This is a genomic window from Pseudomonas sp. NA-150 (assembly GCF_044336365.1).
Lineage (GTDB): Bacteria > Pseudomonadota > Gammaproteobacteria > Pseudomonadales > Pseudomonadaceae > Aquipseudomonas.
The window spans coordinates 1,440,143-1,462,768 of the sequence record NZ_CP172305.1; the positions used below are offsets into that span (position 1 = coordinate 1,440,143).

Genomic DNA, 22,626 nt, shown 5'->3' on the forward strand with positions numbered 1-22,626 from the left:
AGGGGGAAGTAGCGTGGCAGTTTCATTGGTTAAGGTTCGCAGGAGGGGGTGGGGGCGCTTAGATGAACATGAACGGCGGGAGGAGATTAAGTTTGGAGATATGGAATTACTGAAGCAAGCGATTAGCGTAATCGGGCCTTGGCACTACATACATGGCGACGTAAAAGTTACCATTGAGTGCGATTTTTCCCCTTTTGTTGAAGCTTACAAAATAGATACTGAATCGGTCTATGTCGCGGAGCTAAGCCGTACGTTGTCCATAGACAAAATCGAATCTGCTTTGTTTCCGGAATTGGAGTTTGTGGTAAAGGTAACTTTGGAGAATGATGAGGATCTCGGTCGACAACAATGGTATTCCAGCTATTTTGTTGAGCAGTTCCTGTACGATGTTTTTTTTATTTTAAACATTGCTCGCCCAGGTGTATGTGATTTTCTTGGTTTACGTATCGATACGGGAAGAGGGCTGATTACTGAATTACGACTTTCAGCAGATTGTTTTGAGTCAGGGTTTAGAAGTTTGCTGGCAGGGAATTCACTCTTCGCGCCTCGAATATTACCTCTCTCATCGGTTGTTCTTTGGTACAAAAAACTTAATATGGGGGTCAGGCAAAGAGCCGAGTCTGGCGTAGAGAAAGCTATTTTTTCAGTTTTGCATATCTGCTGTGGGGCAGATGCAGATGTAGTTTGGGTAATTTGGGCATTTCATGCATTAGAAGCCATTTATGGTACAAAAGTTGGAGAAGGGTTCACTAATCTAGTAGAGCGGATCTCAACACTCTTAGATCTAGATTCTCAGGGCAAAGGAATATTGAAAAAACGCTTGCGTGAAATGTACGACTACCGAAGTTCTTTCGTGCATGGCGGATACAGAGTGCACCATCCTATGAAAAATGAAATCATGGATCAAAGCTTAAATGAAGACTTCAAAAAACTTATTGATATATCGCAATTCGGCTTCAATTTAGTCGTTTTGTCACTACAAGCTTTTGTGGCGAATGGTTGGTACGGACTGAAAATTAAAGAGCAAATGTCTGGCGTGCTGTCAGATAATTTTTCCGGGTAGTGGGTCTTGATGTCCAATTCCGCGACATGCGTTGGATTTGTCGCGCAAGCTGAATGTGACTGCCGAATGCAGGTGGACCGCTCGTGCTGGCCAAGATAATGATTCTATCGCGTGACCCTGGTGCGCGAAGCATTTGAGATTGGCCCAGCGCTCACCCAATCACTTAACTATTCTGTTAACCACTCGGGTATCTCTATGCTCACTGGTACGTACCAAGTCTTCAGGACGGGGTGCCGCCGGGCTGTGAATGATTTGGCTTCATCTTTCTCTGAGAATGGGACGGCGAGATAGATGCTTTCGATTCCCTCACCGTACGTGTTGCCTGTCATCATGCCCCAGAGCCGATACTAGAGGCTTCCGGTATTGCCAATAGGCCATGTATCCCAGAAAATTGCGAGGAGAATTCGCTCCAAGTGATCGCTGGCAAAAAGCGGCACACGAGATTGTTGGATGGGATCTCGGCCAGGTCTCATAGCCCGCGAGCGTAAGGTGACCCTTTGTGGGGGGATGAGTGCTAGCGAATACCGAATCAAGGCCATGCCCATAACCTGTAAGGCGTTGTTCAGACGGTTCGGCCTGCGCCCCTTTGACGAATATTGATGATCGCAAAAAATGGAGGCAGGTTGCTCCATTAATATGCAATTTTGGTTATGAAAGATTTAGGTTTATGAGGTGGTGCCGTAGTGAGAATTAATGACATAACAGGAACTATAGGAGAGGAATATGTTTCGAACACGTTGCATAGAGTGATCGGAAAGGATCGGTTGTTTAGAGTTACCCCCCTTGGGGCAAAATATGAACTTTTTGACTTCATGGTTAACATCATAGGATCAGATGGGGCGCCCACAGGGCATTTTTTTCTTTTGCAGGTTAAGGCTCAGGCAATTGATGATTTTAAGAAGCCGCTAGATATTGAGTTTACTAAAGAAGAAGTCCAGATGGTAAAACTCAGGAAGGTTCCTTCCTATCTTGTCGGGGTTCATATCAAAGGAAATCAACAAAGAGGTTATTTCATTGCTTTGGACCGCAATAGAAATACCGGAATTTATCGCGTGCCAAAGACGCACATACTAAAAAATGATAGTAATCTACTAGCTCTTCGTGCTGAGGCGTCGAACTATTTCGATCAGCATGCTAATATATTCACATCGAAATTTGTATAGTTGGAGGGTGTTTTATGTACGAAGATTTGCGGGATGTTTATAGTAGGGACGTTATATCTTTCCCTTTAGTGATTAAGGGGCATGACGTCAGGAAGGGGGTTAGAATTGGCGGGTTCGACATTTCGTTAGATGTGCAGAAGGTTGTCAAGGATAAGATACAGAGGTTTTTCGTCGTGGTGAAAAGCACGGACTCAGAGCCTAAGGTTAAGCCGGAGTACCTCGCGGAGGTAAATGTTTTAAGAGGGTTAGGTTTCAATGTTTACCTCGCTATTGTAAACGATGTGACCAAAAAAATAGCATTAAGTAAGGGCCTTGTAGATAAAATGGATTTTCCAGATGAAGAATATTTGGTGAATTCGTTTGTTCTGCCGCCCAAGCCGGATTCACCTAGTCCTAGCCACTAATTTACACTTTGCCTGGAGTTCAAAGTGATGAGAGCCAAGAGTTGAGGAGCCTGGATCAAGTGCGCCATGTGCGGTCTTTATAGTTAGCGATTTACTGCTTTGTTTTGTTGGGTTTGCATGGTCATTTCATCATTCAGACGAATTCACGCATGTTTTATATTTGTTGGGGCTAAACTGTATTTTTTAAGAGAGGCAAGCTGTACTTTTAGAAAATTTAGCGTAGCCTGAGTAGGCGTTTGATGAGTTTCAAGTGATCTAGATATGCTGTTTTGGCGTTTGTCATTATCCTATAGTTCAGTGAAAATATAATGTCGGAAAATATCGCGTTGCAAGAAATGGTAACTCCAATAAAAGATAGTCGCAGTTTTAGTATTTACAAAATGATTTTCGGCGTGTTAGTAACTACTGCGCTTGTGGTAGGCACTCCTGTTTTAGCGGAGGTGCTTGGTGATTTTCATCTGGCTGATAAGGCTGTATTTGTGCTGGTATGCACGGCAGTCGGGCTCGTTGTGAAAATTGTTATTGGGGATACCGTCGCAGGGGAGTTCCTATTTTATAAATTTGGGTATGATAATTGTGTTATCGCATTTGGCGCTTTGTTGACCGCCCTGGCATTGCAAATTCTTTCTCCCCAAGATCTATTTCCGGGTCTACAGACATTTTTTCCACATAGCCCTTCAACAGACATGGTTTTGAGCCGACAGGCAGAGCTATTCACGTTGTTTCTTATCGCTTTAGGCGCAATGGTGTTCACCGCCCGTATCGCGTCCGATATAAAGCAGAATAGGGCAAAATACCCTAGTCTTCTCGCATTACTCAATAGCTTGATCGGCACCATGCTTTTGGCTGTATATATTCTAATTCTTATAACTAAAGGGTGATGCAATGTTGTTTATACTTTTGTTTACGCTGGGTATACTCGCCATTCCTTTAATTATGGATCACGATAAACACGGTCGGAACAATATACTGGTTCGTAGCGCACATGAGGCAATGACTGTTCCTAAAGTAGCTGCTTTGGTCGAGACGATTCGGGATTTGAGAATGTCAGTGTTTTCTGGCGTCGGTTACGTGTTAAAGGCTGTGGCAATAGTCTGTGGTGTATGCATTGCACTGTCAGTTGTAGTATTTTCTTATGACTTCAATTGGACGGTGCTGTTGGTAGTCGCTGCGGTTCTGGTTGTGGGTGTGGTGAGAATAAATATGTGAGAGCCTGGTTCGCTCCTATTGCTCTTTCCACGGTCTTACTTACTGGGCTCTGACGAAGACAGTGATTGGCCGCCTTAGCCGATCTGACCTACGCCGCTGGATATCTGCTGGCGAAGTCGGCTCCGGCTTTCAGCATCCGCCTGAGTTTTAACTATGCCTCCACTGTTGCCGGCTTAATATGTGGCAACCGTGGCCCTGCCACGAAGCTGCCCAGTGGGGGTGGGGCGCGACAGAGGGTGGGATTGAACGGGGTACCGCGGCATTCACCATCACCTGCTGCCAGCGGTTTCGCCGTTACACGTAGTAGGCAAAATCACGCCGTGTTCACGGCGAGCAGTTGACTACAAAATGACCGTCATCCCCCTCCAGGTTTTTGTTCCCGAACCTTCGCCTCGCACCTGCCAGTTATGACCTAGACTGCCCCGACTGCATGCTCCCCTACGGGGAAACCGTGCTGCTCTGTTTGGCAAATTATAAAAATCGAAGATAAGGAAATCGCCATGCGCCTCAAGTCCGTCAAGCTCACCAATTTCCGTGGTTACCAGACCACTACCGCCATACCTATCGACGAGGCCATGACTGGCATTGTTGGTCGCAATGACTACGGCAAATCCACCATCCTGGAAGCGCTGGCCATCTTTTTTGAGACCGAAGGTGCCAAAGCTGACAAAAGTGATATGAACTGCTTCAGCCTGGCCACGGGCGCCGAGCAGTTCGAAATGGCTTGTGAGTTCGACGGGCTGCCCGCAGCACTGGTGCTGGATGAAAATGCTGAGACCTCGCTGGCGCAAGAGTATTTGCTCAACGCTGACAGTGCACTTGAGATTATCAAGACCTTTAGTGCCGGCTCGGGCAAGTTGGTGCGTACTTCCATCAGATGCCAGCATCCCTCTGACGCTGAGTTGTCAACATTGCTCAGCCTAAAAATGGTTGACCTGAAAAAGCTCGGTGAGAAACGTGGCATCGCCGATCAGGTTGCTGACAAACGCGTAGCTTCGCAGTGGCGCCATGCTATTCGCGCAGAGGCCGAGCCGTTTGATTGCCAGGAAACTTTGCTGGACGTGAGCAAGGGGCTTTCTGCTGATAGCAAATCGATTTGGGAGAGGATTGAAGCTCTGCTGCCGACTTTCGCCCTGTTCAAATCAGATCGTGAGAGCAGTGACGGTGACGCGGAGGCCAAGAACCCGCTCCAGCAGGCCGTCAAAGAGGCCCAGGCGGCACTCCAGCAGGAGATCACTGCGCTGGAGCAGCAGATTGAAGCCAGTGTGCTGGATGTTGCCACTCGCACGCTCGATAAGCTTCGTGAGATGGCCCCCGAACTTGCCAACGAGTTGACGCCGCGCTTCAAAGAGAAGCCTAAGTGGACCTTCAGCTTTACCCTTGATGGTGAGAACGGCATTCCCATCAACAAACGGGGCAGCGGCGTGCGCCGCCTAATCCTGCTCAACTTCTTCCGCGCCGAGGCAGAGAAGGTTGCGGTGGGCACCCATCGTAACGTCATCTATGCCATCGAGGAGCCTGAGACTTCACAGCACCCCAACTACCAGATGATGCTGATGAAGGCATTGCTGGAGCTTTCTACCCAGGCGAATCGCCAGATCGTTGTCACCACCCACGTACCTGCGTTGGCTGGCTTGATGCCCATTGAGGGCATCCGTTACGTCACTAGGGACGATAACGGCGTTCCCATTGTGAAAATGCCGACCGCGGATGTTCTTAAGCAGGCGGCCGAAAGCCTCGGCGTACTTCCCGAGTCCGGGATGGAGAGGGCGAAAGGCGTCGTGTTGGTAGAGGGTAAGTCAGACGTCACCTTCCTCCGCCACGCAGCCAACACGTTGAAGGCGGATGGGCACATTGAGTCAAGCCTTGCAGACGTGGGGGTCGTGCCAATTCTCATCGGCGGGTGTGGCAGTGTGAAGCATTGGGTCACTCTGAACTTGGCGGATGATCTGGGTCTGCCCTGGTGCGTCTTTCTTGACTCGGACATTGGCGGCAGTCCCGAGCAGATTGTCTCACTGGCCAAACGAAGGCAGGAAGTTGAAGGCCGGAATCGCCCGTTCTACTCGACGCGGAAACGAGAGATTGAGAACTACCTCAGCCCGGAGATGATCGAGCAGCTGACTGGAGTGGAAGTGAGTTTCACCGAAACCTGCGACGCGAAGAAGATCATCGGCAAAGCGGTTAGCATCAAGGCGGACGACGTCATTGACAAACTCTGGCCGCTGATGAGTTCTGAGCAGATTCTCCAGTGCTCGATGTACCAAGACAACGGCAAAGAACGGTCCGAGCTGCAAGACCTTATCCGTAACCTGGTTGCGCTGGTCGCATGAGCTTTGAGTCAGCAGTCCATTGCCTCGAAAATCTACCTAAACGCTGATCCCGATTGGCCATGGAATTGAAAACAACAGTCCTCATGGGGTCAGAAGGGCGCATCGCATCTTCGGCGCTTTCGGCAGTTGGGCTGGAGAGAAAAGGAGTGTATTAAGATTTGGCAGGTTGTTTTCAACCTCAATGCCACAGGAGTCAGGGGCAGGGGGCATCTACGACGCCAGTGAAACGATCATTAAGCGTTAATTATCTCGAAGCCATTAAACAGGGTATGCCACACGCTAATCCGCATGCCTAGTCCATGGCTTCAGTTGCTTGATAACTCGCTTGATGACCTCGTCCGGTGTGTCGAAGCCTTGCTTCTTCGTCTCCGCGAGCATCAGGAGCGTGATGGTATCGATCTTCAGGATTGTGGCGAACTGAACGATCATATCGAATGACGGCAATTGGACGCCGCGTTCAATCCTGCTGATCGTGCTGATCGCAGCGACGCCCAGAAACGCTTCCTGCGTGAGCCCGAATTTCCGGCGTAGGTCCCGAAGGGTTTCGCCGAACGCCTCCCGATATTCCATTAAATGCCCGTCTAAAAAGCTGGCATTTGATTCGCGTATGTCATAAATTAACAGAGCGTTGACGCTCATATAAGATATATCTTAAGCGCATACGACCCTAATTCCGCGGCTCTCCAACGCGTCGGGTACGCCTATTTAGTACTGAGCTTCTGAAGTTCTGCCAGGCCATCCATCCCGATTAGCGCATCTGTCGCCTATGGCGACTCAGATAAAAAGTCAATTTTTGAACGCAAACGAAGGCACTGAAAGGCTAACTCCCAGTGTCCCGGGTAGGCGTGCGCGTATGGTCGTAAAACGGTCAAGCGGTGCTGTGTGAGCCTGTGACGAGTGGATTGCCCCTGAGGCCTCATGGGACGTTTTGAACACAATATTGAATGACGTATGAGGGTAGAGCAGTGCCAGACAGTTCAGCTTTGATGATGGCAGATCATCCCGATTTGGTTGAGCGTGTGGAGACGTATCTCCGAGAGATGTATGCGCTGGGGGACGGCCGCTCACCGTTGCGTGTCCTCCGGACATTGGTTTCGTCACCACGATTGGCGGATTTCAGGGTGCGCGACTTCAACACTGATGGCTACGCGAAGGTCGGAGATAGCTTTTTGAACGAGCACACGATGCTTTCGGACTGGTCTCAGAAGTCCTACGGCGTGGAACTGAGCCGCTGGCGGCTAATTTATCCGAACCTAGAAATCGTTTCAGACTATGAACTTCGTGATGAACGTATTACGCGAATTCAGGTTTGGCCATTCGATCCAAAGTTACTCAGCTTTGAGGCGATGAAGATTTCTGTAACTCTGTCTTATACCGACTTTGAGTTGTACCGTCAGTCTAGATTGGTCGGTGCACTGAATGATCTGATGCAAATGTACAACCTTGAGGTTGACCCTGATGCAAGGTAGCTGGCAATCGGCTTGGCCGTAATACTCGCGTTAGAAACTGAGTTGAAACTACGATATTATTTTGGAGGTGGGTATGCTGTTAGAGATAGATGAGAGTGAACCAGTTAGACGTAGTGATATGTTTGATCCCGGCGTGATGTATCTACAATACCTCCGGCTACCGGGAGATGTCATGCTGTATGCCGGTGCATGCGGCCGCGTTGAGTTAGAAGATGATAAACAGGCGTCGGTTGAAAAAAAATACGTCCCGCTTTTGGATGAAATGAGCGACAGATTTCTTAAAAATATTTACAGGTACGAGCACTCAGTTCATGTGCTGCTGCCCCGCACTGTAAGCGGCAGCAAATCTCCCAGACTCGTAGGAGTAGAAAGGGTTTATAGCTATCACTCGGTCACTACTCAGCAACGTGAGCTTATGATTGAGACTATGGACGGTCGAATATATTTTAGCAGTCTTGTTGCCGAACATCGTGCTAATGACATGCTGCTTTACGAGTCTGATTTCGATTCGGGAGATTGAATGATGGGATTTCGTCGATAGGTTTGCGGATTTAGGCGACGCAATCAATACCGTCGGGCTATGGCTTGGAGAATCCTATTAAGCGATAGCACTAAACTTAGCATTCCTTGAGGGCGTTTCTGCCGTGCATAAAACCGTCAGTTGCACCCAAGCCCGCCGCCGTCTCCGTCGCCTGATCGCGTTGGCAGCCTTAGGTCACGCATTCGTCATAACCAAGCACGGCAAGGCGGTGTGTTGGCTGCTGAGCGCAGAAACGGACCAGAAGCATCAATGACGTTTTACGAGCCAATTCGAAACCGTATCTGTAAAAAGGGCGCCGGGTCGACTTTTGTCGGCCGCGGCGGGCCGGAGTCGACCCGCGGCTGCCATTGGGGAAAACTACGAACCGATAAAAGCAGGGCTAAAGTCTGAAGCTATTGAGCATTCGCTTTGTCGTGGGCCACGCCGTACAGCAGCCAAACGACAAACCTTTATCCTAGATACCTGATGGTAGCGTTCGATTGGAGAATATTTATGAAGATTAAAGGCATGGTGGAGACTGAGGTAGTAACTGACGTTGTGTGCGACATATGTCAGCTTACTACTAGGGCGGAGAGCGGTGGTTTTCAGTTTGGCACCTTGCAAGCGCACTGGGGTTACGGCACAAGACATGACGGTGAGCACTACGAGTTACACCTATGCGAAGGCTGCTTCTTTCAAGCAATTGCGAACCTCAAGCAGGAACGGCGTTCCTTGGGTCTGTTTAGCGATGACGAGCCAACGGTGGGGGACGATTTCGGTCTGGTCGCTAAAGACGATTTCTTTGGCGATAACACCGGAAGCTAAAAGTTATTGTTATCTGGATGCACTTGAGATCGTTAGGCTCTGGTTGGTCACCATGAGCACTTGCCCAAAACCATCCCCCACGACCGGCTCCTGTTGACCGATCTCCGCCAGTCGCCAAAGGCAGCAAAGGGTCAAAAGTCCTCCCTCGCGACCGGCGACTCTCGGCCAAAAGCAGACACCTGAATACCCGCGCTTGTATATTCCCGATACGCAGATATCCACCACCACTGCGCAAAATCTGGAATGTAAATTCATGGATCAGAAAAAAGCCCAACCTGCCAACGCCGACTGGGTAATCCGCAGCGCTCAACTTGGGGGATCGAACGTACCGAAGCGTGGTTTGGCAGCCACGGCTACGATCCGCATCGCCATGACACCTACTCAATCGGTCGAACATTAGGGTCGATTGCTACCTGTCGTAAGGGGCAGCAAACGAGTATCGTCATCCATCCTGTAGAGCAGCATCTGCCAGCCACATCAGGAACGCGCTCACATGCACTTGCCGCTCCCACCCTGGCACGCACACCGCAACGTAACGCGGACCAAGCAGGCTTACTTCTGGTCTATAGGCTACTAACTCTCCATACCTGAGGCTGTCGGCTACCAGTACATTGCTTGCCAGCACCAGCCCATGACCCGCAATTGCAGCACTCAAAGCAAAATGCTCATCGTCGAACTCACGCATCTGCGCGGTTTCAAGCCAGGCCTGGCATTCTGCGGCCGCGCACCAGCTTTCCCAGTTTATTGAAAATGCTCCCGGAATTTTCCAGCGTAGGTTGATCAGTTCGATCTGATTTACGTTCAGCGAGGCCACCAGACCGGGGGCGCCGTAAACCGAGAACTGCTCGTTCATTAGCTCCTGACAGAACAGCTTCGGGTCATCGCGGCTGACCGAGCGAATAGCAAGATCGAAACTGGAGTCACGCAGCAGATCGACTAGTTCGTTACGTGTATCGACCCGCACATTGAATTGCGGAAAGCTCCGATAGAAACCACCCAGCCGTGGAATCAGCCAGGCTGCGGCCAAGCCCGGCGTAGTGGAAATGGTCAGGGTTTGGGGAACAGTGTCCGGATAGAAGGCCTCCAGACTGCGGCGAATGTCTAATAATGCGCGATGAGTCTGGCGATATAGCAACTCGCCGTCTTCGGTCAATGCCACACCTTGTCCAGATCGTTTGAACAGCTTCGCTCCGACGCAGGTTTCCAACGTCTTGACCTGGTGGGAAATGGCTGCGGGGGTGACAGAGAGTTCCTCTGCTGCCGCTTTAAAGCTACCCAGTCGCGCAGCCGCCTCGAAGGTGCGCAACGCGTTAAGCGGAAGAGTCGAAAACACGCATCGCTCCCTAGATGAATTGAATTAATGAGTATTCAATTTATCTCATTTTTCCTGGTGTGTACGGAGCGATACCGTGGCGTGTATTCGATCTACTCAACCTTCGGAAAACACCATGCAAGGACCTTCGCGAAAAATTCTTCAAGCAATCCTCTATGAATCAATCGCTGTTGCGGTGCTGTCGCCCAGTATCTCGTTGATATACGACGAAGGTCTGGCCCATGCGGGTGCGCTGTCGTTGATGTTGTCTGTATGCGCGCTGCTGTGGAACGTACTGTTTAACTACGTTTTTGAATTCTGGGAAGCGCATCAGCCGCAGCGTGCTCGCACGCTGGGCAGGCGCATGGTCCACTCACTGGGGTTTGAGGGTGGGCTAGTTCTACTGTTGGTGCCACTGGTGGCATGGTGGCTGGAGATTTCTTGGTGGGCTGCATTGGTCACTGATCTGGGACTGTTCGTTTTCTTCTTCTTTTACGCGCTGGCGTTTCAGTGGGTCTTCGATAGGGTGTTTGATGTACCAAAGTCCGCGAAAGGAGAGGTCTCGGCTAACCCATAATCCGCCCGGAATCCCGATTAGCCTACCTATTAGCAGTACTAGGATTTGAACATGAAAAATACCACCAAAACGATTGAGAACTACATCTTCGGCAAGGACGGAAATCGGCCCGACTTGTTGCGGCATGCTTTCAGTCTAGACGCAACTCTTAACGTGTTAGTGCAGACGAGCAGCATCCGATTGCCTCCCAACGTCCAGGGGCGCGAAGATATTGCTGAAGTACTGGTACGCGGTTTTAGCCAGCAGTATGAGAACATTTATACATTCTGCTTCGGTGCCCCTCCAAAGCCCGAAGCAAATGTTCATAAGTGCAAATGGCTGGTTGGCATGTCAACAAAAGCAACTGGAGAGTTACGCGTAGGTTGCGGAGAATATCATTGGGTCTTTTCACCGCAAAGCGGCCTGGCCATTCAACTGTCCATTGTTATCGAACACATGTTGGAGTTCCCTTCTCAGCATATGCGCAAAATAATGGATTGGCTTCAAGGTCGCAGCTATCCATGGTGTGAATCTATCGACATGCTTGATTCGGCACCGCCGCTCACTTGCCTCCAGCCCGCTCTTGTCTACATTGCTGAATGACCCCTATCGATTTAAACGTACGCGCTTGGCCGATTGCGGCCCTCATGACAGGCAGAAAGCGGCCAATAGCAGACATTCACAGACCGGAGCGCTTAATTCCCCCCCGACCATTGACACGCTGTCCAACGATTACGTAGTGTCAGGCAAGGTCTTGTCTCTTCTGCATCATTGCTAGCTGGCTCAACTCAAGCGTCTAACTCAATGGGATTAAGGAATTACGAATGGGTAGAGAAGATTTTTCAACAGATGTAGCGTAAGCAATTACGCCATAAAAGTCGCCCACTTATACTTATACTTATACTTATACTTATACTTATGCGCACTCAGCCAGATCAAATCATTTAAATTTCGTTACCAGCACTAATTAAAGGCGATACTGATAGTGAAAGAAACCCTTGGCAGGTTATATTTGTGGCAAATAGCCCTCAGTAGAATCATTGATCTTTTGGCACTTAAGGAACGAGTTGGTCGCTTCTGTAACACTGGAAGGCCGCTACATATAACTGAATTTTATGATAATGAGCGCAGAAGGTTGAAAACTGGTCTGCGACTTGATGGGGCGGCATTAAAGAGCTTCGAAGAAGAACATGGTTCTTTATTCCCCGATATTCATGATGTCCAACTTGTCGACGAGCTGATATCTGAAGAGATAATTATTAAATTCTGCACTATTTTTAACGACGGCCATGGGAAATCAGGAGTTATTGCCGCCAACAAGAAACCATTTTGGGAGCCGATTCTAGATGAAATAATTGCAGAGGCATTTTCTGGCAACATTAGAGTAAAATTCAATAAATTTATAGAGGATGCCAGAGGATACCGAAACAAGCACGGGGCTCACTTTGACCAAGAAAGCTTCATTATGACGCACGGCAATAAAAAAATTGATGAAGACGGGGTTATCTACAGCGTAGGCTGGAGTAATGCCTTATTGAGTTTTGACTGGGGTTTTGTAAACGAAACCATCCCTGCTTTTAATAAATCCTTAAATGCTTATATTAAAAAACTACAAAAAGCAGCTGGCATCATTTAGAACGTGGTTTCGACCCATATCAATTGGTTCAAATCGTTCGATCCGCTCACTGGGATGGGCTAAAGCCCGTCCCTTAACGCCCACTTTGGCTGATTCCCGCCCAGATACTGCGCGATTGCAATGGGCCTGTCGCCGGTCAGTCCAGTGACACCTGTCGACCCACAGAGGACGTTCATGCGGGCGTCAACCTGAGTAGTGCTAGCTAGTGAAGCGCATGTAAGTGCCTGGAGTCTTATTCACTAATTGCGTTACAAGCTCTGTATACTTATTTAGTACAGGCCTAGAAGAAAAATAGCCCGAATGCCCGCATTTTATATTGACGTTGGACACTTTCTTCCCATCTATTTCAAACATCCCTATGGGATCATAAAAACAAATACCAATTTCGGGAAGGTACCGTTCCAAAATTAAATCACTATCTGAGTAATAGTTATAGACAAGTCGAATTCGAGCATCGTGCTCAATCAAATCCTCGTAGACTAAAGAATTGGCGATGCCAGCCATGAAGAACAGATAAATATCTATATCTTTTCTGATGTGCGAAATGGCCTGAAGTACAACTTCCGTACCCATCGAATGCGCAACCAACAAGGCATCACCGCCTTGAGGAACAGAATCGTTGATCGTCTTAACGAGCACTTGTGCAGTATCATCAATACGATCAACTGCTGCTGACCACTGATCCATTACTTCGTCGGCATGGCCGCGGAGGCCTTTGGATAGCACTTCAAAGACTGTATCAAATTTCGATTGAATGATCGTGCCTGCATCCCAATTATGGGCGTGAACGTTAGACTTGAAATGAATCTTATCTTTCTTGTAAGCCTCATAAAAGCTAAGCATATTTATGCAGTGGCTGCGAAATCCATGAACTAGAAAAACCTGAAGCATACAACTCCTCCCATGCACATGATCTAGATAGCGCGAGCAGCGTCAATATTTATTTTAAAGCCTCATCTCACGCCAATCAAAAACCTTAACTACGTCACCTTTAGCACTTTATCGAACCTTGAACACCAATGGCGAATCCAAAGCTTAAATATCAATACTAGATGGCCATCCTTTCAAACATTGAGATCCAGATACGGTGTCCGCTGATATCGCCACTTACCCTCTGCTCTTCAATCTACCTATCTGGTGAACACGTAAATCTCAATATATCTCTAATTCTCAGGTGGATTGAAGATAGGACCTTATCCTTCATCTCGTCGTTCAGCTTCAACCAGATATCAAAAAGGGATACGAAGATATCTAATGATTTTATCCCACACATCGCTCGTCTTTTAGAAAATTCCATGGTTCCGACTTCCATGCGCATGGATATCTGTCAGCTCACTGTGACGGCACGGGACCAGAAAACTTGAGCCGCCAGGATAGAAGTCCGTCAGGGCTGTTACGCCCGGCCAATGTGGCGGCTTGTCTCCCAACAGCCGCGTTGGAGGCAGGTCACTCGAATAGGGCCGCCCAGAGGGCCAGAGGTGTGGGGGATGGAAGCCCGCCAGGGCCGAGATCTACCGGGCTAGGTTCACTACACCCTTATACGCAACTACAGCCCAACGCCCGGTGTATTGACGGGCAGCAGTCTGATGATCTGGTCTATTTGTATCGAATAGGTGAGTGCTGAGGCAGAAATACTTTGGAGCAAGCCGACTAATCGCGCGAGTGGCCTCTGCGGGTCGAAGCTCGCCTCTCTTGACCAACGACTATCGACTGTCGACGCGGCGAGAGCTTGCTGTCAGTAGAATACCAAGCTTAAGGATCTCATCAGGAAGATTCGAAGTGGTCATAGATCAATTGCTCGCACGCTCGGCGTTACTGGAAGACCGTCTTGCAGGTTTCCTAGCACTCCCCCTAGTCGATAGTACCAATCGCGTCCAGGCAGCCAGGTCACTCGCTAGCCTCGGATTCGAGCATGCTAAAAGCGTGAAGCATCTCGTGGCGGCAGGCTTGTATATATCTGCTGCTGCTCTCCTTAGGGTTCAGTATGAATCCCTTGTTCGAGCAATCTGGACGCTTTACGTAGCGACAGATAGCCAGGCTGAATTGATGCTTTCAGATCTTGATGACGAATCTGCTAAGAGGGCCAGCAAAATCCCCATGCTCAGCAAAATGTTGGTGGCTATTGAGGAGAACGCGCCTCACGTGCCAGTGGCGCATCTAAAAGAGTTTAAGCACTACTCGTGGCGACCTCTAAGTTCGTTCGTGCATGGGGGTATCCATGCGGTCAATCGGCATGGAAAAGGTTTCCAGCAAGATCTGGTTCTGATGGAAATACGGCATTCGAACGGACTGCTCGGAATCGCTGGAAATCTACTTCTGATCCTTGCGGGTGTCCCGCCGGAGGCTGGAAAAATGGCTGGTATTTATGCCGAATTCAAAGACTGCTTGCCACCTATTGATCCACCTTACAAGCGGACGCCTGAGCCAGCGCACTGAGCCCCCTCTGTACATCAGTTTTCTCAGCGACTCCCAACCTCACCCTGACCGACTGCAATGGGTCGACTTCGGCCCATGGGAACCGGCTACACCCGCCCAGAAGTGGCCCTTGGATAATTGTCCTGTGTAGTCCAAAAATCGGTGCCTACCGCGCAAGTCCAGGCACACCGTCGTCGATACCACGCAAAATCGTCTCAAGCTCTGGCCGCGTCCACTTTTCCCAAGGAAATACATCCTCTGTATCGCCACTGTGCCAATACTCCCCTGCATCAAATGCACGGTAGATGGAAAATGCCGGTTCAGGCATCTCCGCGTGCATGGACAAGTCGACAATATCACTGGATACGATATTCATTACCTCGCCACAGTAATGAAAATCACAGGTGCCGGTTATGAAGAGCCTCGCCACGGCAATCGCCAATTGATTCAAAAAGTCGCGGCTATTGATCTGCAAGTGCTCACAAATGACGCTCAAATCCACGTTGGGGTCTTTTTTAATGACCCCCAGTGCGTAATGAAGATCGGCGTTACTCAGATCTGTGGTCATTGACTTCAAATATCCGTTTAGGTGACCGGCGGATGCAGCGCAAGTGCTGTGAACAGCATACTGCCAGATGTCCTGTTGACCTTCAGTTTTGGGCCGAAATGGGGCCCTCTCTCCCATTCACTATCGATCCAATGCAGACACTAACGAACAAGAGTTGTTGTCACTGGCCTTCCGTATTATGCCGCAGCATACGAAGACGGAGCAGGTAAGCGCTCCGGCCGCTATCATCATTCCAGGCATCAGTCTGCTGCACAGCGGTCCAATGCGGGCGCTCCCGGTCCCGAGAAAAGATTTTCCCGCACTGCGACTCGATCCATGGTGTGTCTTCACGGGTTATGCCAATGATCTGCCAAGTATTGAACAGATCCGGCATTCCAGCCTCGTTGACAAGGCGCTCCTTATAGAAGAAGGGATCAATCGCGAGTCCGATCTCGCCTTCTGTCCATGTGCCGGTGGATACGATTTCGGGTGGCTGAGAATCCTGTAAGACGGGCAAGTTGCAATCAATCGCCCATGCATCTGGTGCTGAGAAAATGACCTGTGCACATACCCGGTAAAATATTCTGCTGTACGTGCGTGATCGACGATCCACGTTACTCGGTTGCGCTGAAGTCGCCATAGAATTCGATGGCGCATCTGAGCGTTTCGCCGAGATGAAAATCGCCATAATTTCCGTCTTGAATTATCCAAGCGTCAACGCAGATCTCGACTTCATCTATCTGAGCTTTGCTCACGGTCCTAGCTCCCGTATTGCGTGATAAAAACGGCCGGCATTTTTCGAGAGCAACATGTGGCGACTCGCTGTTGTGTATCGACTCCACCCCATCGCCACGGAGAAAAGTCGATCCACAGCTCCCTTGGGCAGACGTTAATGCAGGGTTTTTAATTGCACCCTTGATATAACTACTGACGCTCAAAACAGGCTTGTAGCCAGCTCCGTACCAACGGAGGCACCTGCACTTCGAGTGCTACACGTTCTGGCTGAAACAAGGTCGCGACGAAAAATCCGGGACCTGTTAATTCGACCACCCGTACTTCACCGTCTTCATCCCAACCGGTAGCGCGCAGAGGACCATCAAGCAGCCCAGCGGCAAACTGCGGGTTGAGCCCATAGCGGCAGCGGTACCCCTCTTCGATACAAGAAGTACCATAAGCCTGGGCGGCCTGCGAACCCTCTGCCAAATGAATCGATTGTCGGGCCTCGATCAACGCGCAACTTAGCGGTGCAATTACAGCCCGACCACCCTGGCTCGGCAGTTCGCCATGTTCCGCGTCACTCCAACCCAGCGCGTTCTGCGCGTATTCCAGCAAAGCGTGCTGAAAGCCACCACAGGTGCCAAGGAATGGGGTTGCGTGCTCTCGCGCATAACGAATCGTGGCCAGTACGGCGTCAGTGTCGCGGTAAGGACTGGCGGGAACGCACCATAGACCATTGAAGCTGGGCAAGCGTGCGGCGTTGATCGAGTCTGTGGTGAGCCATTCATATTCAAGACTGATGCCCAGCGCCGCGGCTGTTAGCGGCAGCGCTTGCTCGATGGCGCGGTGAGCCGTGACGCTGAGGTCGCGGTCGCCAATCAGGCCGACATGTAAGGTGGGCAGCGTGCTCATGGGTCACTCCTTTGACTGTGGGAAAGGACGCAACTATAGGAGGGACGGAAAAGAATAGGAATCACGAAATGGGGTCGATTCGAATATCGTGAAATCCGAAAAGTAATCCTGAGGGTTATCCGAAATGGGTCGTTCTCTGCTGGATGCTATCATGGTGCAGGGCTGGCCAAGTCCAATGCAAATGACTGGTCAGAGGAATCCAATTTCGCAGTAAATGCTTGAATGCGACGGCAAGGCTAAGCTAGGAGCCACATATCAGCCCCCCTATACTGTCAGCCCCAAGATGATAGTTAGAGCGCAACTAATGCCCGTCACACCCAACCAAAATCCCCCTGTCGTTTTGGTCCTGGCTGAACAAAGCGACTTGGACGATTTTGTCGCTATTCGAATTGAGGCCATGCGCGAAAGCCTGGAGCGTGTTGGGCGATTTGATCCAGTGCGTGCGCGTGAGCGCTTTCTTGGCGGCTATGAAGCCCAATGCACACACCACATCGAGATGTCTGGAGAAAGGGTTGGTTTTGTTGTGGTCAAGCACCTCCAAAATGAATTACTGCTTGACCACTTGTACGTGAGACCGAGTGCGCAAGATTCAGGTATAGGCTCTGCGGTGCTCACTCAGATTTTCAAATTGGCGGATTCTGCTGCGCTCCCAATCAAGGTTGGCGCTCTCAAAGAAAGCGCCTCGAATCGCTTTTACATTCGCCATGGCTTCCAATTTGTCGAAAGCAGTGAATTCGACAATTTCTATATTCGTCCGAACATTCCTGCGACTGACCCAGACTGCTAGTTGGATGTCATGCGCCTCAAGATACGTTTTTTATACATCCTGGACGCAGGGCTGAACCACCTCTGCTTTTGTGTACGAAGCGAATGGCAGCTTCTGGCCGATTGTGTTGAAAAAGTCGACGTTGGTATGCTCAACCCCTCTCATCGACTTGTTTTGGATAGGTGCTCATGTTGACTGGCTTGAATCATCTTACGTTGGCGACGGCAAACCTTCCTCGCAGTATCGAGTTTTATGTGGGGCTACTCGGGTTTAGGTTGGCTGCTCGCTGGGAAACGGGGGCCTATCTTACTCTTGGCGATTTCTGGCTTTGTTTGTCTCTCGATGAGAACTGTGCTTTGGAAAAACACCCTGATTACACTCACTATGCGTTTTCGGTGGGGCAGGACGATTTTGAAGGAGTAACCGCTTTTTTACGGTTACGGAACGTTATCGAGTGGAAAACCAATTCGAGCGAAGGTGACTCGTTTTATTTCTCAGATCCCGACGGGCATCGACTGGAAGTGCATGTCGGCAGTCTGGCTTCACGACTTGAGCAATGTCGGCATCAGCCGTACGCAGGTATGGAGTTCTTTGACTGACTGTTTTCGACCGATTGATTGAATAAGTAGCTCTCCTACTTGGCTTGCGGCAAAATCTACCCATCGGCCGGCGGGAGGGTGCGCAGCATGATGGGACAGTTATCGAGTGGGCAGGATCGGCTGTTTTACTCGTTCAACCTCGAAGATCACATCCCAACAAATCATCTGCTGCGCAGCATTGATCGGTGCCTCGATCTTAGTGACCTGCGCCACTACCTCGCCGACTTCTATAGCCCAATTGGGCGTCCTTCGATTGATCCTGAGTTGATGATCCGCATGCTGGTCGTGGGCTATTGCTATGGCATTCGCTCCGAACGGCGCTTGTGCGAAGAGGCCCATTTGAACCTGGCGTATCGCTGGTTCTGTCGGTTGAGCCTTGAGGATGAAGTCCCGAATCACTCGACATTTTCCAAGAATCGACACGGCCGTTTTTGGGACAGCGATCTGTTTCGCTGGCTGTTTAATGAAGTGTTGCGTCGCTGCATGGACGCGGGCCTGGTAAAGGGCGAAGGCTTTGCCGTGGACGCCAGCATTATCAAGGCGGACGCGAGTCGGCAACGTGGCGTGCCTGGCGATGAAGAGATCAACTGGCGCGACCCCTCTCTGAGCACTCGTGCTGTCCGTGAGTACCTCGAAGCACTCGATGAAGAGGCGCTGGCTGAAGCACTTCCCAAGCGTTTATCGCTGACTGATCCTCTATCCCGTTGGACGGCGGCCCCGGGTGGGCCAGCGTTTTTCGCTTATTCCACGAACTACCTGATTGATGTCGAGCATGGCGTGATCATGGACGTAGAACCGACACCGGCCCATCGAACGGCCGAGGTCGAGAGCACCAAAACCATGATTGATCGAGTCGAAGAGTTGTTCGACATCAAACCGGATCGCCTAATCGGCGATACCGCTTACGGCACAGCACCGATGTTGGCCTGGATGGTGGAAGAGAAAGATATCGAGCCGCATGTGCCGGTGTGGGATAAAACAGAACGCAAGGACGACAGTTTTTCGATCAGCGACCTCCACTGGAACAAAGACGCTGAGGAGTATCGCTGTCCTGCTGGTAAGGCATTACGTAGCGAATGGCGTGCTTTCAAGAACCTGCGCTCACACGTCACGAAAGCCAACACCATCAACTTCCGATCCAGGCAAACCGACTGCGCGACGTGTCCGATGAAAGCCAAGTGCTGCCCGAACACTGCGTTTCGTAAGATCGCCCGCAGCGTTCATGAAGCGGCTCGTGATGTGGCTCGCCGCATCGCAGGGACGCCGGAATATGTGCGCTCTCGTCACGAACGCAAGAAGGTCGAAATGTTGTTCGCCCACCTCAAGCGCATCTTGAAACTGGATCGCTTGCGACTACGTGGCATGAGTGGCGCGACCGATGAATTCACGTTGGCGGCAGCGGTACAGAACCTGCGTCGACTGGCCAAACTTACATCTCAAGGGCCACCCGCCACGGGATAGGTGCGCCTGTTTCAAGCAAAAACCCGCAAATCAACCCCCTGACAAAGCAGTAACGGTCAACGAAGGACCGAAAAGCCACTTAACAGTGGTGAATAGGTTCTCTGATGAGGCCAAGCTCAGTGTCACGTTTCCTGAAAAATCGACTTTTTCAACAGAATCGGCCGATTTCTGCCTGTCTCCACAGCCAGCTTTGGGGCCAGGCTGTGTGAAAACATTTTTATGCGCTATTGATGCCCAAAGCAGGGCTGAAAATCGCGTGTCTACGTAAAATCCAGGTCTGCTAACCAGACGATTAATTTTAGATTCCACATAGAAGCGCGAACTTCAATTTTTGCTCAGGGTTTTCACACAGCTTGGGCCGAAAGCTGCCGCTATCCACTCTGGTATCCACCGTTTTAGAGCGGATAAGAAACAGGGTAACCATGTGAGTTAACCACCAAAAGTAACCAATCAGACTTGGTTACTCTGCCGCTTGTTAGTTGAGCATCGGTGGCAGATTGCCGAGTATCTCCGCCAGTTCCCGCCATGGGTATAGTTTGCCGCTGATCGCGATACAGCCATCCATATGTGTAAACGGCTTCCAGGCTTGATCAGCCGATTGCGACGCCAAGCAGGTATGACAGACCGCCAGATTCCCCATTATTGACCAGCGACCGCTCCAGCCGATCAACCGTTCGCCAAGATCGTGGCTGGCGCTCATGGCTGTGGCCACCCGGTAAACGTCTTCGGCGTCTGACATGGATTACCTCCTATTTGCTGCGAGTAGGGCCAGATTATCTAGAAAATTTCCACGTGGCCTAAACTAACGATTTGATGTCCCAGCCGACCACAATTCCGTTTTCGAGGGTAACGCGGATTCGATACCGGTTACCGCCCAAGCTCTCGTACTTCCAGACTTCTCGGGACACTTGCATAAGATATTTTTGGTCGACGGCCTCTGGCTCACCAAAAGCGTCAAAGAGATGAGCAGCAGTCATACCTTCCCATAAATTGCCGCTTATGATCTGCTTGACGATGTGATCGTCGTTGTATTTTTCAAGTAGGTAGGAAAGGCGAAGCGCTGTTTCTTTATCCTGCTGCTGACGAAAAATTTCTGCCTTGCTCGGACGGAGGCGTGCTTGTTGCTTCTCTGGCTCTGTCAGTAGGTGGCGCTCACCATGGTCCCCCATTGGCGAGACCACGAAATCATTCTCTAAAGCGTCCACCAGGTCGGTTGCTCTGTTGTAGCCAATCTTCAGGTGCCTTTGAATCGCGGAGATGCTGCATCGGCCAGACGATAAAACGAACATGGCTGCATCTCGATATAAGTGGTCCTCATTATCTGATAGCTCAGGCAGCTTTGGCTCGGCAGCTACTGGCTGCTCGGCGTCTCCAAAAATGCGTTTCCGCCAAGTCATCTCAACGCTCCCTGTTGTGGCGAAAAAGGTCAAAGTCAGATTCAGAGCCTATGTTGAACACAAATCTTAACCTTGGCCATAGCTCTACCACAGCGTGCGCAAGATCTAGTACGTATCGATCTCATCAAGAGATCGTTGACCGAGGCGTTGTAAGCAGCTGGATGTCTTCATTAGATGCTTGTCGTCATCTCAGCACTTGGATCATTCCCTGACGTCACCATTGATGATGCCTTGCTGCCGGGTAGGTGTGCCATGACCGCGTGCCACACAAACCCAAGCCGCGCTTTCATGTGGGAGCGTGTTCATCACACCGTGTAATCATCCAATTCTCAGCGGTCTTTATCCTTTTGCCAGGGTTTCCGCAGACCGGGCAGACTCGGGCAGAAAGGGCAGCAGCAAGCTCGACCATCCCTCGTATCCGTTCATCCCCGCGATGGTAGTAGAACCGCAGTTCTGCAAACTTTTCCTTCACTTGCCTGGTAGTCACTTGCTCCAGTTTGTAAGTGTCAACGTGCTGCTGAATGCAGGCACACAATGTATCGATGAGTTGATACCAACCATCGTCGCATTCAATCCCGTATCGCAGCGTTGGCCGAGAGTCGCCGTCCTCGTCAGTCGAGAAAATCTTGGGGTAGCGCTCGATCAGCTGCTTTTCGAGGTCAGGTGACATCGATTCATTCCTCAACGTGGTTAGGGATAAGCGGTGCGAGACGATGGTCGGATGCGTCTTCGACAGAACGCGGTGGAAGTGCGTATTGCCGCCGTTGTTTGATGACAACTCTGGTTTGTGGTGTGGCCGCTTCTGAAGACTGCTTGGGCTGTTGCGCGGTTTGCTTCTTCGTTCTTGGGCGTCGAAGTGGTGCGCAGATTTTTCGGTCTTCTAGTGACGAGGTGGGATGTTCCTGTTCTTGTAGCTTTGGCAGTCTCATCGTTTCAAGGTACTGAAAGCCAAGCTTGTCTACCAGCCCAGTGCATTCAGCAAAGCGCATTTTCAGCAGATCGGAAAGTGTCATGGCGGCCTCAGCCAAAAACCTGGATTTCTCGTCTTCGGTGAGGTACCTGAATGGAATTTGCGACGCTGACTTCTGAAGATCGTGGACACTGGAGTAACCCATAATCCTCGCTATGATCGCGCGCCCCTTGGTCAATTTATCAACACAGTGTGACGCCGACATGAGTCGCCTAGCTGAGCGCGTAACCGCGTTTTTTTTGATGTCCTGCGGACAGAGTGGGAGTTGTATCGTGCTCATTGGCGGTACCTTTCATGTCGCGCGTGTCTTGGTTAAGACGCTTATTGATGCCGGCGTAAGATTGAAAAAACCCCG

29 protein-coding genes are annotated in these 22,626 nt (G+C 50.3%); 18 read left to right on the forward strand and 11 right to left on the reverse strand.

Going from position 1 to position 22,626, the window contains the following annotated elements; genetic code table 11:
- Nucleotides 1-13 precede the first annotated feature (13 nt).
- Nucleotides 14-1,063 carry a hypothetical protein gene (locus ACF0H7_RS06920; RefSeq protein WP_397452037.1) on the forward strand — a complete coding sequence of 350 codons (1,050 nt, stop codon included), beginning with the start codon at nucleotides 14-16 and terminating at the stop codon, nucleotides 1,061-1,063.
- A gap of 167 nt (nucleotides 1,064-1,230) precedes the next feature.
- Here the strand turns inward: ACF0H7_RS06920 and ACF0H7_RS06925 are convergent, their stop codons facing one another.
- A complete protein-coding gene (locus tag ACF0H7_RS06925; protein ID WP_397452038.1) occupies nucleotides 1,231-1,395 on the reverse strand; it encodes a DUF5710 domain-containing protein in 165 nt (54 codons plus the stop codon).
- 351 nt (nucleotides 1,396-1,746) lie between these two features.
- Between ACF0H7_RS06925 and ACF0H7_RS06930 the strand changes: the two genes are divergently transcribed.
- The 5 genes from ACF0H7_RS06930 (at nucleotide 1,747) to ACF0H7_RS06950 (ending at nucleotide 6,169) form a co-directional block, all read left to right on the forward strand.
- Nucleotides 1,747-2,226, forward strand: a complete 480-nt coding sequence (locus tag ACF0H7_RS06930) for a hypothetical protein (RefSeq protein WP_397452039.1) — start codon at nucleotides 1,747-1,749, stop codon at nucleotides 2,224-2,226.
- Between the two features lie 14 nt (nucleotides 2,227-2,240).
- A complete protein-coding gene (locus tag ACF0H7_RS06935; protein ID WP_397452040.1) occupies nucleotides 2,241-2,630 on the forward strand; it encodes a hypothetical protein in 390 nt (129 codons plus the stop codon).
- 308 nt (nucleotides 2,631-2,938) lie between these two features.
- Nucleotides 2,939-3,511 carry a hypothetical protein gene (locus ACF0H7_RS06940; RefSeq protein ID WP_397452041.1) on the forward strand — a complete coding sequence of 191 codons (573 nt, stop codon included), beginning with the start codon at nucleotides 2,939-2,941 and terminating at the stop codon, nucleotides 3,509-3,511.
- A gap of 4 nt (nucleotides 3,512-3,515) precedes the next feature.
- Nucleotides 3,516-3,839 (forward strand): hypothetical protein, encoded by a 324-nt coding sequence (locus tag ACF0H7_RS06945; protein ID WP_397452042.1) that lies wholly within the window; start codon nucleotides 3,516-3,518, stop codon nucleotides 3,837-3,839.
- Nucleotides 3,840-4,339: 500 nt separating this feature from the next.
- Nucleotides 4,340-6,169: an AAA family ATPase gene (locus ACF0H7_RS06950; protein ID WP_397452043.1), complete on the forward strand. Its 1,830-nt coding sequence runs from the start codon at nucleotides 4,340-4,342 to the stop codon at nucleotides 6,167-6,169.
- A 279-nt stretch (nucleotides 6,170-6,448) separates the two neighbouring features.
- On the opposite strand, the gene ACF0H7_RS06955 is transcribed toward ACF0H7_RS06950, so the two are convergent.
- The gene (locus ACF0H7_RS06955; protein ID WP_397452044.1) at nucleotides 6,449-6,808 is read right to left on the reverse strand and encodes a helix-turn-helix domain-containing protein; all 360 of its coding nucleotides are present in this window, start codon (nucleotides 6,806-6,808) and stop codon (nucleotides 6,449-6,451) included.
- A 326-nt stretch (nucleotides 6,809-7,134) separates the two neighbouring features.
- Here ACF0H7_RS06955 and ACF0H7_RS06960 point away from each other — a divergent pair, with 326 nt between their 5' ends.
- The 5 genes from ACF0H7_RS06960 (at nucleotide 7,135) to ACF0H7_RS06980 (ending at nucleotide 9,383) form a co-directional block, all read left to right on the forward strand.
- Nucleotides 7,135-7,638, forward strand: coding sequence for a hypothetical protein (locus ACF0H7_RS06960; protein ID WP_397452045.1), 504 nt, complete (start codon nucleotides 7,135-7,137; stop codon nucleotides 7,636-7,638).
- A 73-nt stretch (nucleotides 7,639-7,711) separates the two neighbouring features.
- Nucleotides 7,712-8,158: a hypothetical protein gene (locus ACF0H7_RS06965; RefSeq protein WP_397452046.1), complete on the forward strand. Its 447-nt coding sequence runs from the start codon at nucleotides 7,712-7,714 to the stop codon at nucleotides 8,156-8,158.
- A 124-nt stretch (nucleotides 8,159-8,282) separates the two neighbouring features.
- Nucleotides 8,283-8,432, forward strand: a complete 150-nt coding sequence (locus ACF0H7_RS06970) for a type II toxin-antitoxin system Phd/YefM family antitoxin (protein WP_397452047.1) — start codon at nucleotides 8,283-8,285, stop codon at nucleotides 8,430-8,432.
- 239 nt (nucleotides 8,433-8,671) lie between these two features.
- On the forward strand, nucleotides 8,672-8,983 hold the full coding sequence (locus tag ACF0H7_RS06975; RefSeq protein WP_397452048.1) for a hypothetical protein: 312 nt from the start codon (nucleotides 8,672-8,674) through the stop codon (nucleotides 8,981-8,983).
- A gap of 253 nt (nucleotides 8,984-9,236) precedes the next feature.
- Complete coding sequence (locus ACF0H7_RS06980) at nucleotides 9,237-9,383, forward strand: hypothetical protein (RefSeq protein WP_397452049.1); 147 nt, start codon at nucleotides 9,237-9,239, stop codon at nucleotides 9,381-9,383.
- 42 nt (nucleotides 9,384-9,425) lie between these two features.
- Here ACF0H7_RS06980 and ACF0H7_RS06985 read toward each other — a convergent pair whose 3' ends face one another.
- Complete coding sequence (locus tag ACF0H7_RS06985; RefSeq protein ID WP_397452050.1) at nucleotides 9,426-10,316, reverse strand: LysR substrate-binding domain-containing protein; 891 nt, start codon at nucleotides 10,314-10,316, stop codon at nucleotides 9,426-9,428.
- A gap of 115 nt (nucleotides 10,317-10,431) precedes the next feature.
- Between ACF0H7_RS06985 and ACF0H7_RS06990 the strand changes: the two genes are divergently transcribed.
- The 3 genes from ACF0H7_RS06990 (at nucleotide 10,432) to ACF0H7_RS07000 (ending at nucleotide 12,487) form a co-directional block, all read left to right on the forward strand.
- A complete protein-coding gene (locus ACF0H7_RS06990; protein ID WP_397452051.1) occupies nucleotides 10,432-10,872 on the forward strand; it encodes a PACE efflux transporter in 441 nt (146 codons plus the stop codon).
- Nucleotides 10,873-10,923: 51 nt separating this feature from the next.
- The gene (locus ACF0H7_RS06995) at nucleotides 10,924-11,454 is read left to right on the forward strand and encodes a hypothetical protein (protein ID WP_397452052.1); all 531 of its coding nucleotides are present in this window, start codon (nucleotides 10,924-10,926) and stop codon (nucleotides 11,452-11,454) included.
- A gap of 382 nt (nucleotides 11,455-11,836) precedes the next feature.
- Nucleotides 11,837-12,487 (forward strand): hypothetical protein, encoded by a 651-nt coding sequence (locus ACF0H7_RS07000; protein ID WP_397452053.1) that lies wholly within the window; start codon nucleotides 11,837-11,839, stop codon nucleotides 12,485-12,487.
- Nucleotides 12,488-12,685: 198 nt separating this feature from the next.
- On the opposite strand, the gene ACF0H7_RS07005 is transcribed toward ACF0H7_RS07000, so the two are convergent.
- Nucleotides 12,686-13,378 carry a hypothetical protein gene (locus ACF0H7_RS07005; protein ID WP_397452054.1) on the reverse strand — a complete coding sequence of 231 codons (693 nt, stop codon included), beginning with the start codon at nucleotides 13,376-13,378 and terminating at the stop codon, nucleotides 12,686-12,688.
- A gap of 888 nt (nucleotides 13,379-14,266) precedes the next feature.
- On the opposite strand from ACF0H7_RS07005, the gene ACF0H7_RS07010 reads away from it, so the two are divergent.
- The gene (locus ACF0H7_RS07010) at nucleotides 14,267-14,923 is read left to right on the forward strand and encodes a DUF6988 family protein (RefSeq protein WP_397452055.1); all 657 of its coding nucleotides are present in this window, start codon (nucleotides 14,267-14,269) and stop codon (nucleotides 14,921-14,923) included.
- 145 nt (nucleotides 14,924-15,068) lie between these two features.
- On the opposite strand, the gene ACF0H7_RS07015 is transcribed toward ACF0H7_RS07010, so the two are convergent.
- From ACF0H7_RS07015 to ACF0H7_RS07025, 3 genes are all read right to left on the reverse strand, one after another.
- On the reverse strand, nucleotides 15,069-15,470 hold the full coding sequence (locus ACF0H7_RS07015) for a hypothetical protein (protein ID WP_397452056.1): 402 nt from the start codon (nucleotides 15,468-15,470) through the stop codon (nucleotides 15,069-15,071).
- A 160-nt stretch (nucleotides 15,471-15,630) separates the two neighbouring features.
- Nucleotides 15,631-16,137: a hypothetical protein gene (locus ACF0H7_RS07020; RefSeq protein WP_397452057.1), complete on the reverse strand. Its 507-nt coding sequence runs from the start codon at nucleotides 16,135-16,137 to the stop codon at nucleotides 15,631-15,633.
- A 236-nt stretch (nucleotides 16,138-16,373) separates the two neighbouring features.
- Entirely contained in the window at nucleotides 16,374-17,078 is a 705-nt protein-coding gene (locus ACF0H7_RS07025; RefSeq protein WP_397452058.1) for a CTP synthase, read from the reverse strand.
- Nucleotides 17,079-17,382: 304 nt separating this feature from the next.
- Between ACF0H7_RS07025 and ACF0H7_RS07030 the strand changes: the two genes are divergently transcribed.
- From ACF0H7_RS07030 to ACF0H7_RS07040, 3 genes are all read left to right on the forward strand, one after another.
- On the forward strand, nucleotides 17,383-17,865 hold the full coding sequence (locus ACF0H7_RS07030; protein WP_397452059.1) for a GNAT family N-acetyltransferase: 483 nt from the start codon (nucleotides 17,383-17,385) through the stop codon (nucleotides 17,863-17,865).
- 167 nt (nucleotides 17,866-18,032) lie between these two features.
- Nucleotides 18,033-18,443 carry a VOC family protein gene (locus ACF0H7_RS07035; protein WP_397452060.1) on the forward strand — a complete coding sequence of 137 codons (411 nt, stop codon included), beginning with the start codon at nucleotides 18,033-18,035 and terminating at the stop codon, nucleotides 18,441-18,443.
- 87 nt (nucleotides 18,444-18,530) lie between these two features.
- Nucleotides 18,531-19,904, forward strand: coding sequence for a transposase (locus ACF0H7_RS07040; protein WP_397452061.1), 1,374 nt, complete (start codon nucleotides 18,531-18,533; stop codon nucleotides 19,902-19,904).
- Nucleotides 19,905-20,379: 475 nt separating this feature from the next.
- Here ACF0H7_RS07040 and ACF0H7_RS07045 read toward each other — a convergent pair whose 3' ends face one another.
- The 4 genes from ACF0H7_RS07045 to ACF0H7_RS07060 form a co-directional block, all read right to left on the reverse strand.
- Nucleotides 20,380-20,643, reverse strand: a complete 264-nt coding sequence (locus tag ACF0H7_RS07045) for a hypothetical protein (protein WP_397452062.1) — start codon at nucleotides 20,641-20,643, stop codon at nucleotides 20,380-20,382.
- Nucleotides 20,644-20,701: 58 nt separating this feature from the next.
- Nucleotides 20,702-21,301, reverse strand: a complete 600-nt coding sequence (locus ACF0H7_RS07050) for a DNA translocase FtsK (protein WP_397452063.1) — start codon at nucleotides 21,299-21,301, stop codon at nucleotides 20,702-20,704.
- A gap of 286 nt (nucleotides 21,302-21,587) precedes the next feature.
- Entirely contained in the window at nucleotides 21,588-21,971 is a 384-nt protein-coding gene (locus ACF0H7_RS07055) for a hypothetical protein (RefSeq protein ID WP_397452064.1), read from the reverse strand.
- 4 nt (nucleotides 21,972-21,975) lie between these two features.
- A complete protein-coding gene (locus ACF0H7_RS07060) occupies nucleotides 21,976-22,551 on the reverse strand; it encodes a hypothetical protein (protein ID WP_397452065.1) in 576 nt (191 codons plus the stop codon).
- Nucleotides 22,552-22,626 lie beyond the last annotated feature (75 nt).

Bases quoted from the DNA above. Each gene is read 5' to 3' on its own strand.
- ACF0H7_RS06965 (WP_397452046.1), top strand. From the start codon at position 7,712: ATGCTGTTAGAGATAGATGAGAGTGAACCAGTTAGACGTAGTGATATG.
- ACF0H7_RS06950 (WP_397452043.1), top strand. From the start codon at position 4,340: ATGCGCCTCAAGTCCGTCAAGCTCACCAATTTCCGTGGTTACCAGACC.
- ACF0H7_RS06990 (WP_397452051.1), top strand. From the start codon at position 10,432: ATGCAAGGACCTTCGCGAAAAATTCTTCAAGCAATCCTCTATGAATCA.
- ACF0H7_RS07035 (WP_397452060.1), top strand. From the start codon at position 18,033: ATGTTGACTGGCTTGAATCATCTTACGTTGGCGACGGCAAACCTTCCT.
- ACF0H7_RS07030 (WP_397452059.1), top strand. From the start codon at position 17,383: ATGCCCGTCACACCCAACCAAAATCCCCCTGTCGTTTTGGTCCTGGCT.
- ACF0H7_RS06955 (WP_397452044.1), bottom strand. From the start codon at position 6,808: ATGAGCGTCAACGCTCTGTTAATTTATGACATACGCGAATCAAATGCC.
- ACF0H7_RS07025 (WP_397452058.1), bottom strand. From the start codon at position 17,078: ATGAGCACGCTGCCCACCTTACATGTCGGCCTGATTGGCGACCGCGAC.
- ACF0H7_RS07060 (WP_397452065.1), bottom strand. From the start codon at position 22,551: ATGAGCACGATACAACTCCCACTCTGTCCGCAGGACATCAAAAAAAAC.
- ACF0H7_RS07005 (WP_397452054.1), bottom strand. From the start codon at position 13,378: ATGCTTCAGGTTTTTCTAGTTCATGGATTTCGCAGCCACTGCATAAAT.
- ACF0H7_RS06980 (WP_397452049.1), top strand. From the start codon at position 9,237: ATGGATCAGAAAAAAGCCCAACCTGCCAACGCCGACTGGGTAATCCGC.
- ACF0H7_RS07055 (WP_397452064.1), bottom strand. From the start codon at position 21,971: ATGTCACCTGACCTCGAAAAGCAGCTGATCGAGCGCTACCCCAAGATT.
- ACF0H7_RS07015 (WP_397452056.1), bottom strand. From the start codon at position 15,470: ATGACCACAGATCTGAGTAACGCCGATCTTCATTACGCACTGGGGGTC.
- ACF0H7_RS06995 (WP_397452052.1), top strand. From the start codon at position 10,924: ATGAAAAATACCACCAAAACGATTGAGAACTACATCTTCGGCAAGGAC.
- ACF0H7_RS07040 (WP_397452061.1), top strand. From the start codon at position 18,531: ATGATGGGACAGTTATCGAGTGGGCAGGATCGGCTGTTTTACTCGTTC.
- ACF0H7_RS07045 (WP_397452062.1), bottom strand. From the start codon at position 20,643: ATGTCAGACGCCGAAGACGTTTACCGGGTGGCCACAGCCATGAGCGCC.
- ACF0H7_RS07050 (WP_397452063.1), bottom strand. From the start codon at position 21,301: ATGACTTGGCGGAAACGCATTTTTGGAGACGCCGAGCAGCCAGTAGCT.
- ACF0H7_RS06975 (WP_397452048.1), top strand. From the start codon at position 8,672: ATGAAGATTAAAGGCATGGTGGAGACTGAGGTAGTAACTGACGTTGTG.
- ACF0H7_RS06945 (WP_397452042.1), top strand. From the start codon at position 3,516: ATGTTGTTTATACTTTTGTTTACGCTGGGTATACTCGCCATTCCTTTA.
- ACF0H7_RS06940 (WP_397452041.1), top strand. From the start codon at position 2,939: ATGTCGGAAAATATCGCGTTGCAAGAAATGGTAACTCCAATAAAAGAT.
- ACF0H7_RS06935 (WP_397452040.1), top strand. From the start codon at position 2,241: ATGTACGAAGATTTGCGGGATGTTTATAGTAGGGACGTTATATCTTTC.
- ACF0H7_RS07020 (WP_397452057.1), bottom strand. From the start codon at position 16,137: ATGGCGATTTTCATCTCGGCGAAACGCTCAGATGCGCCATCGAATTCT.
- ACF0H7_RS06925 (WP_397452038.1), bottom strand. From the start codon at position 1,395: ATGATGACAGGCAACACGTACGGTGAGGGAATCGAAAGCATCTATCTC.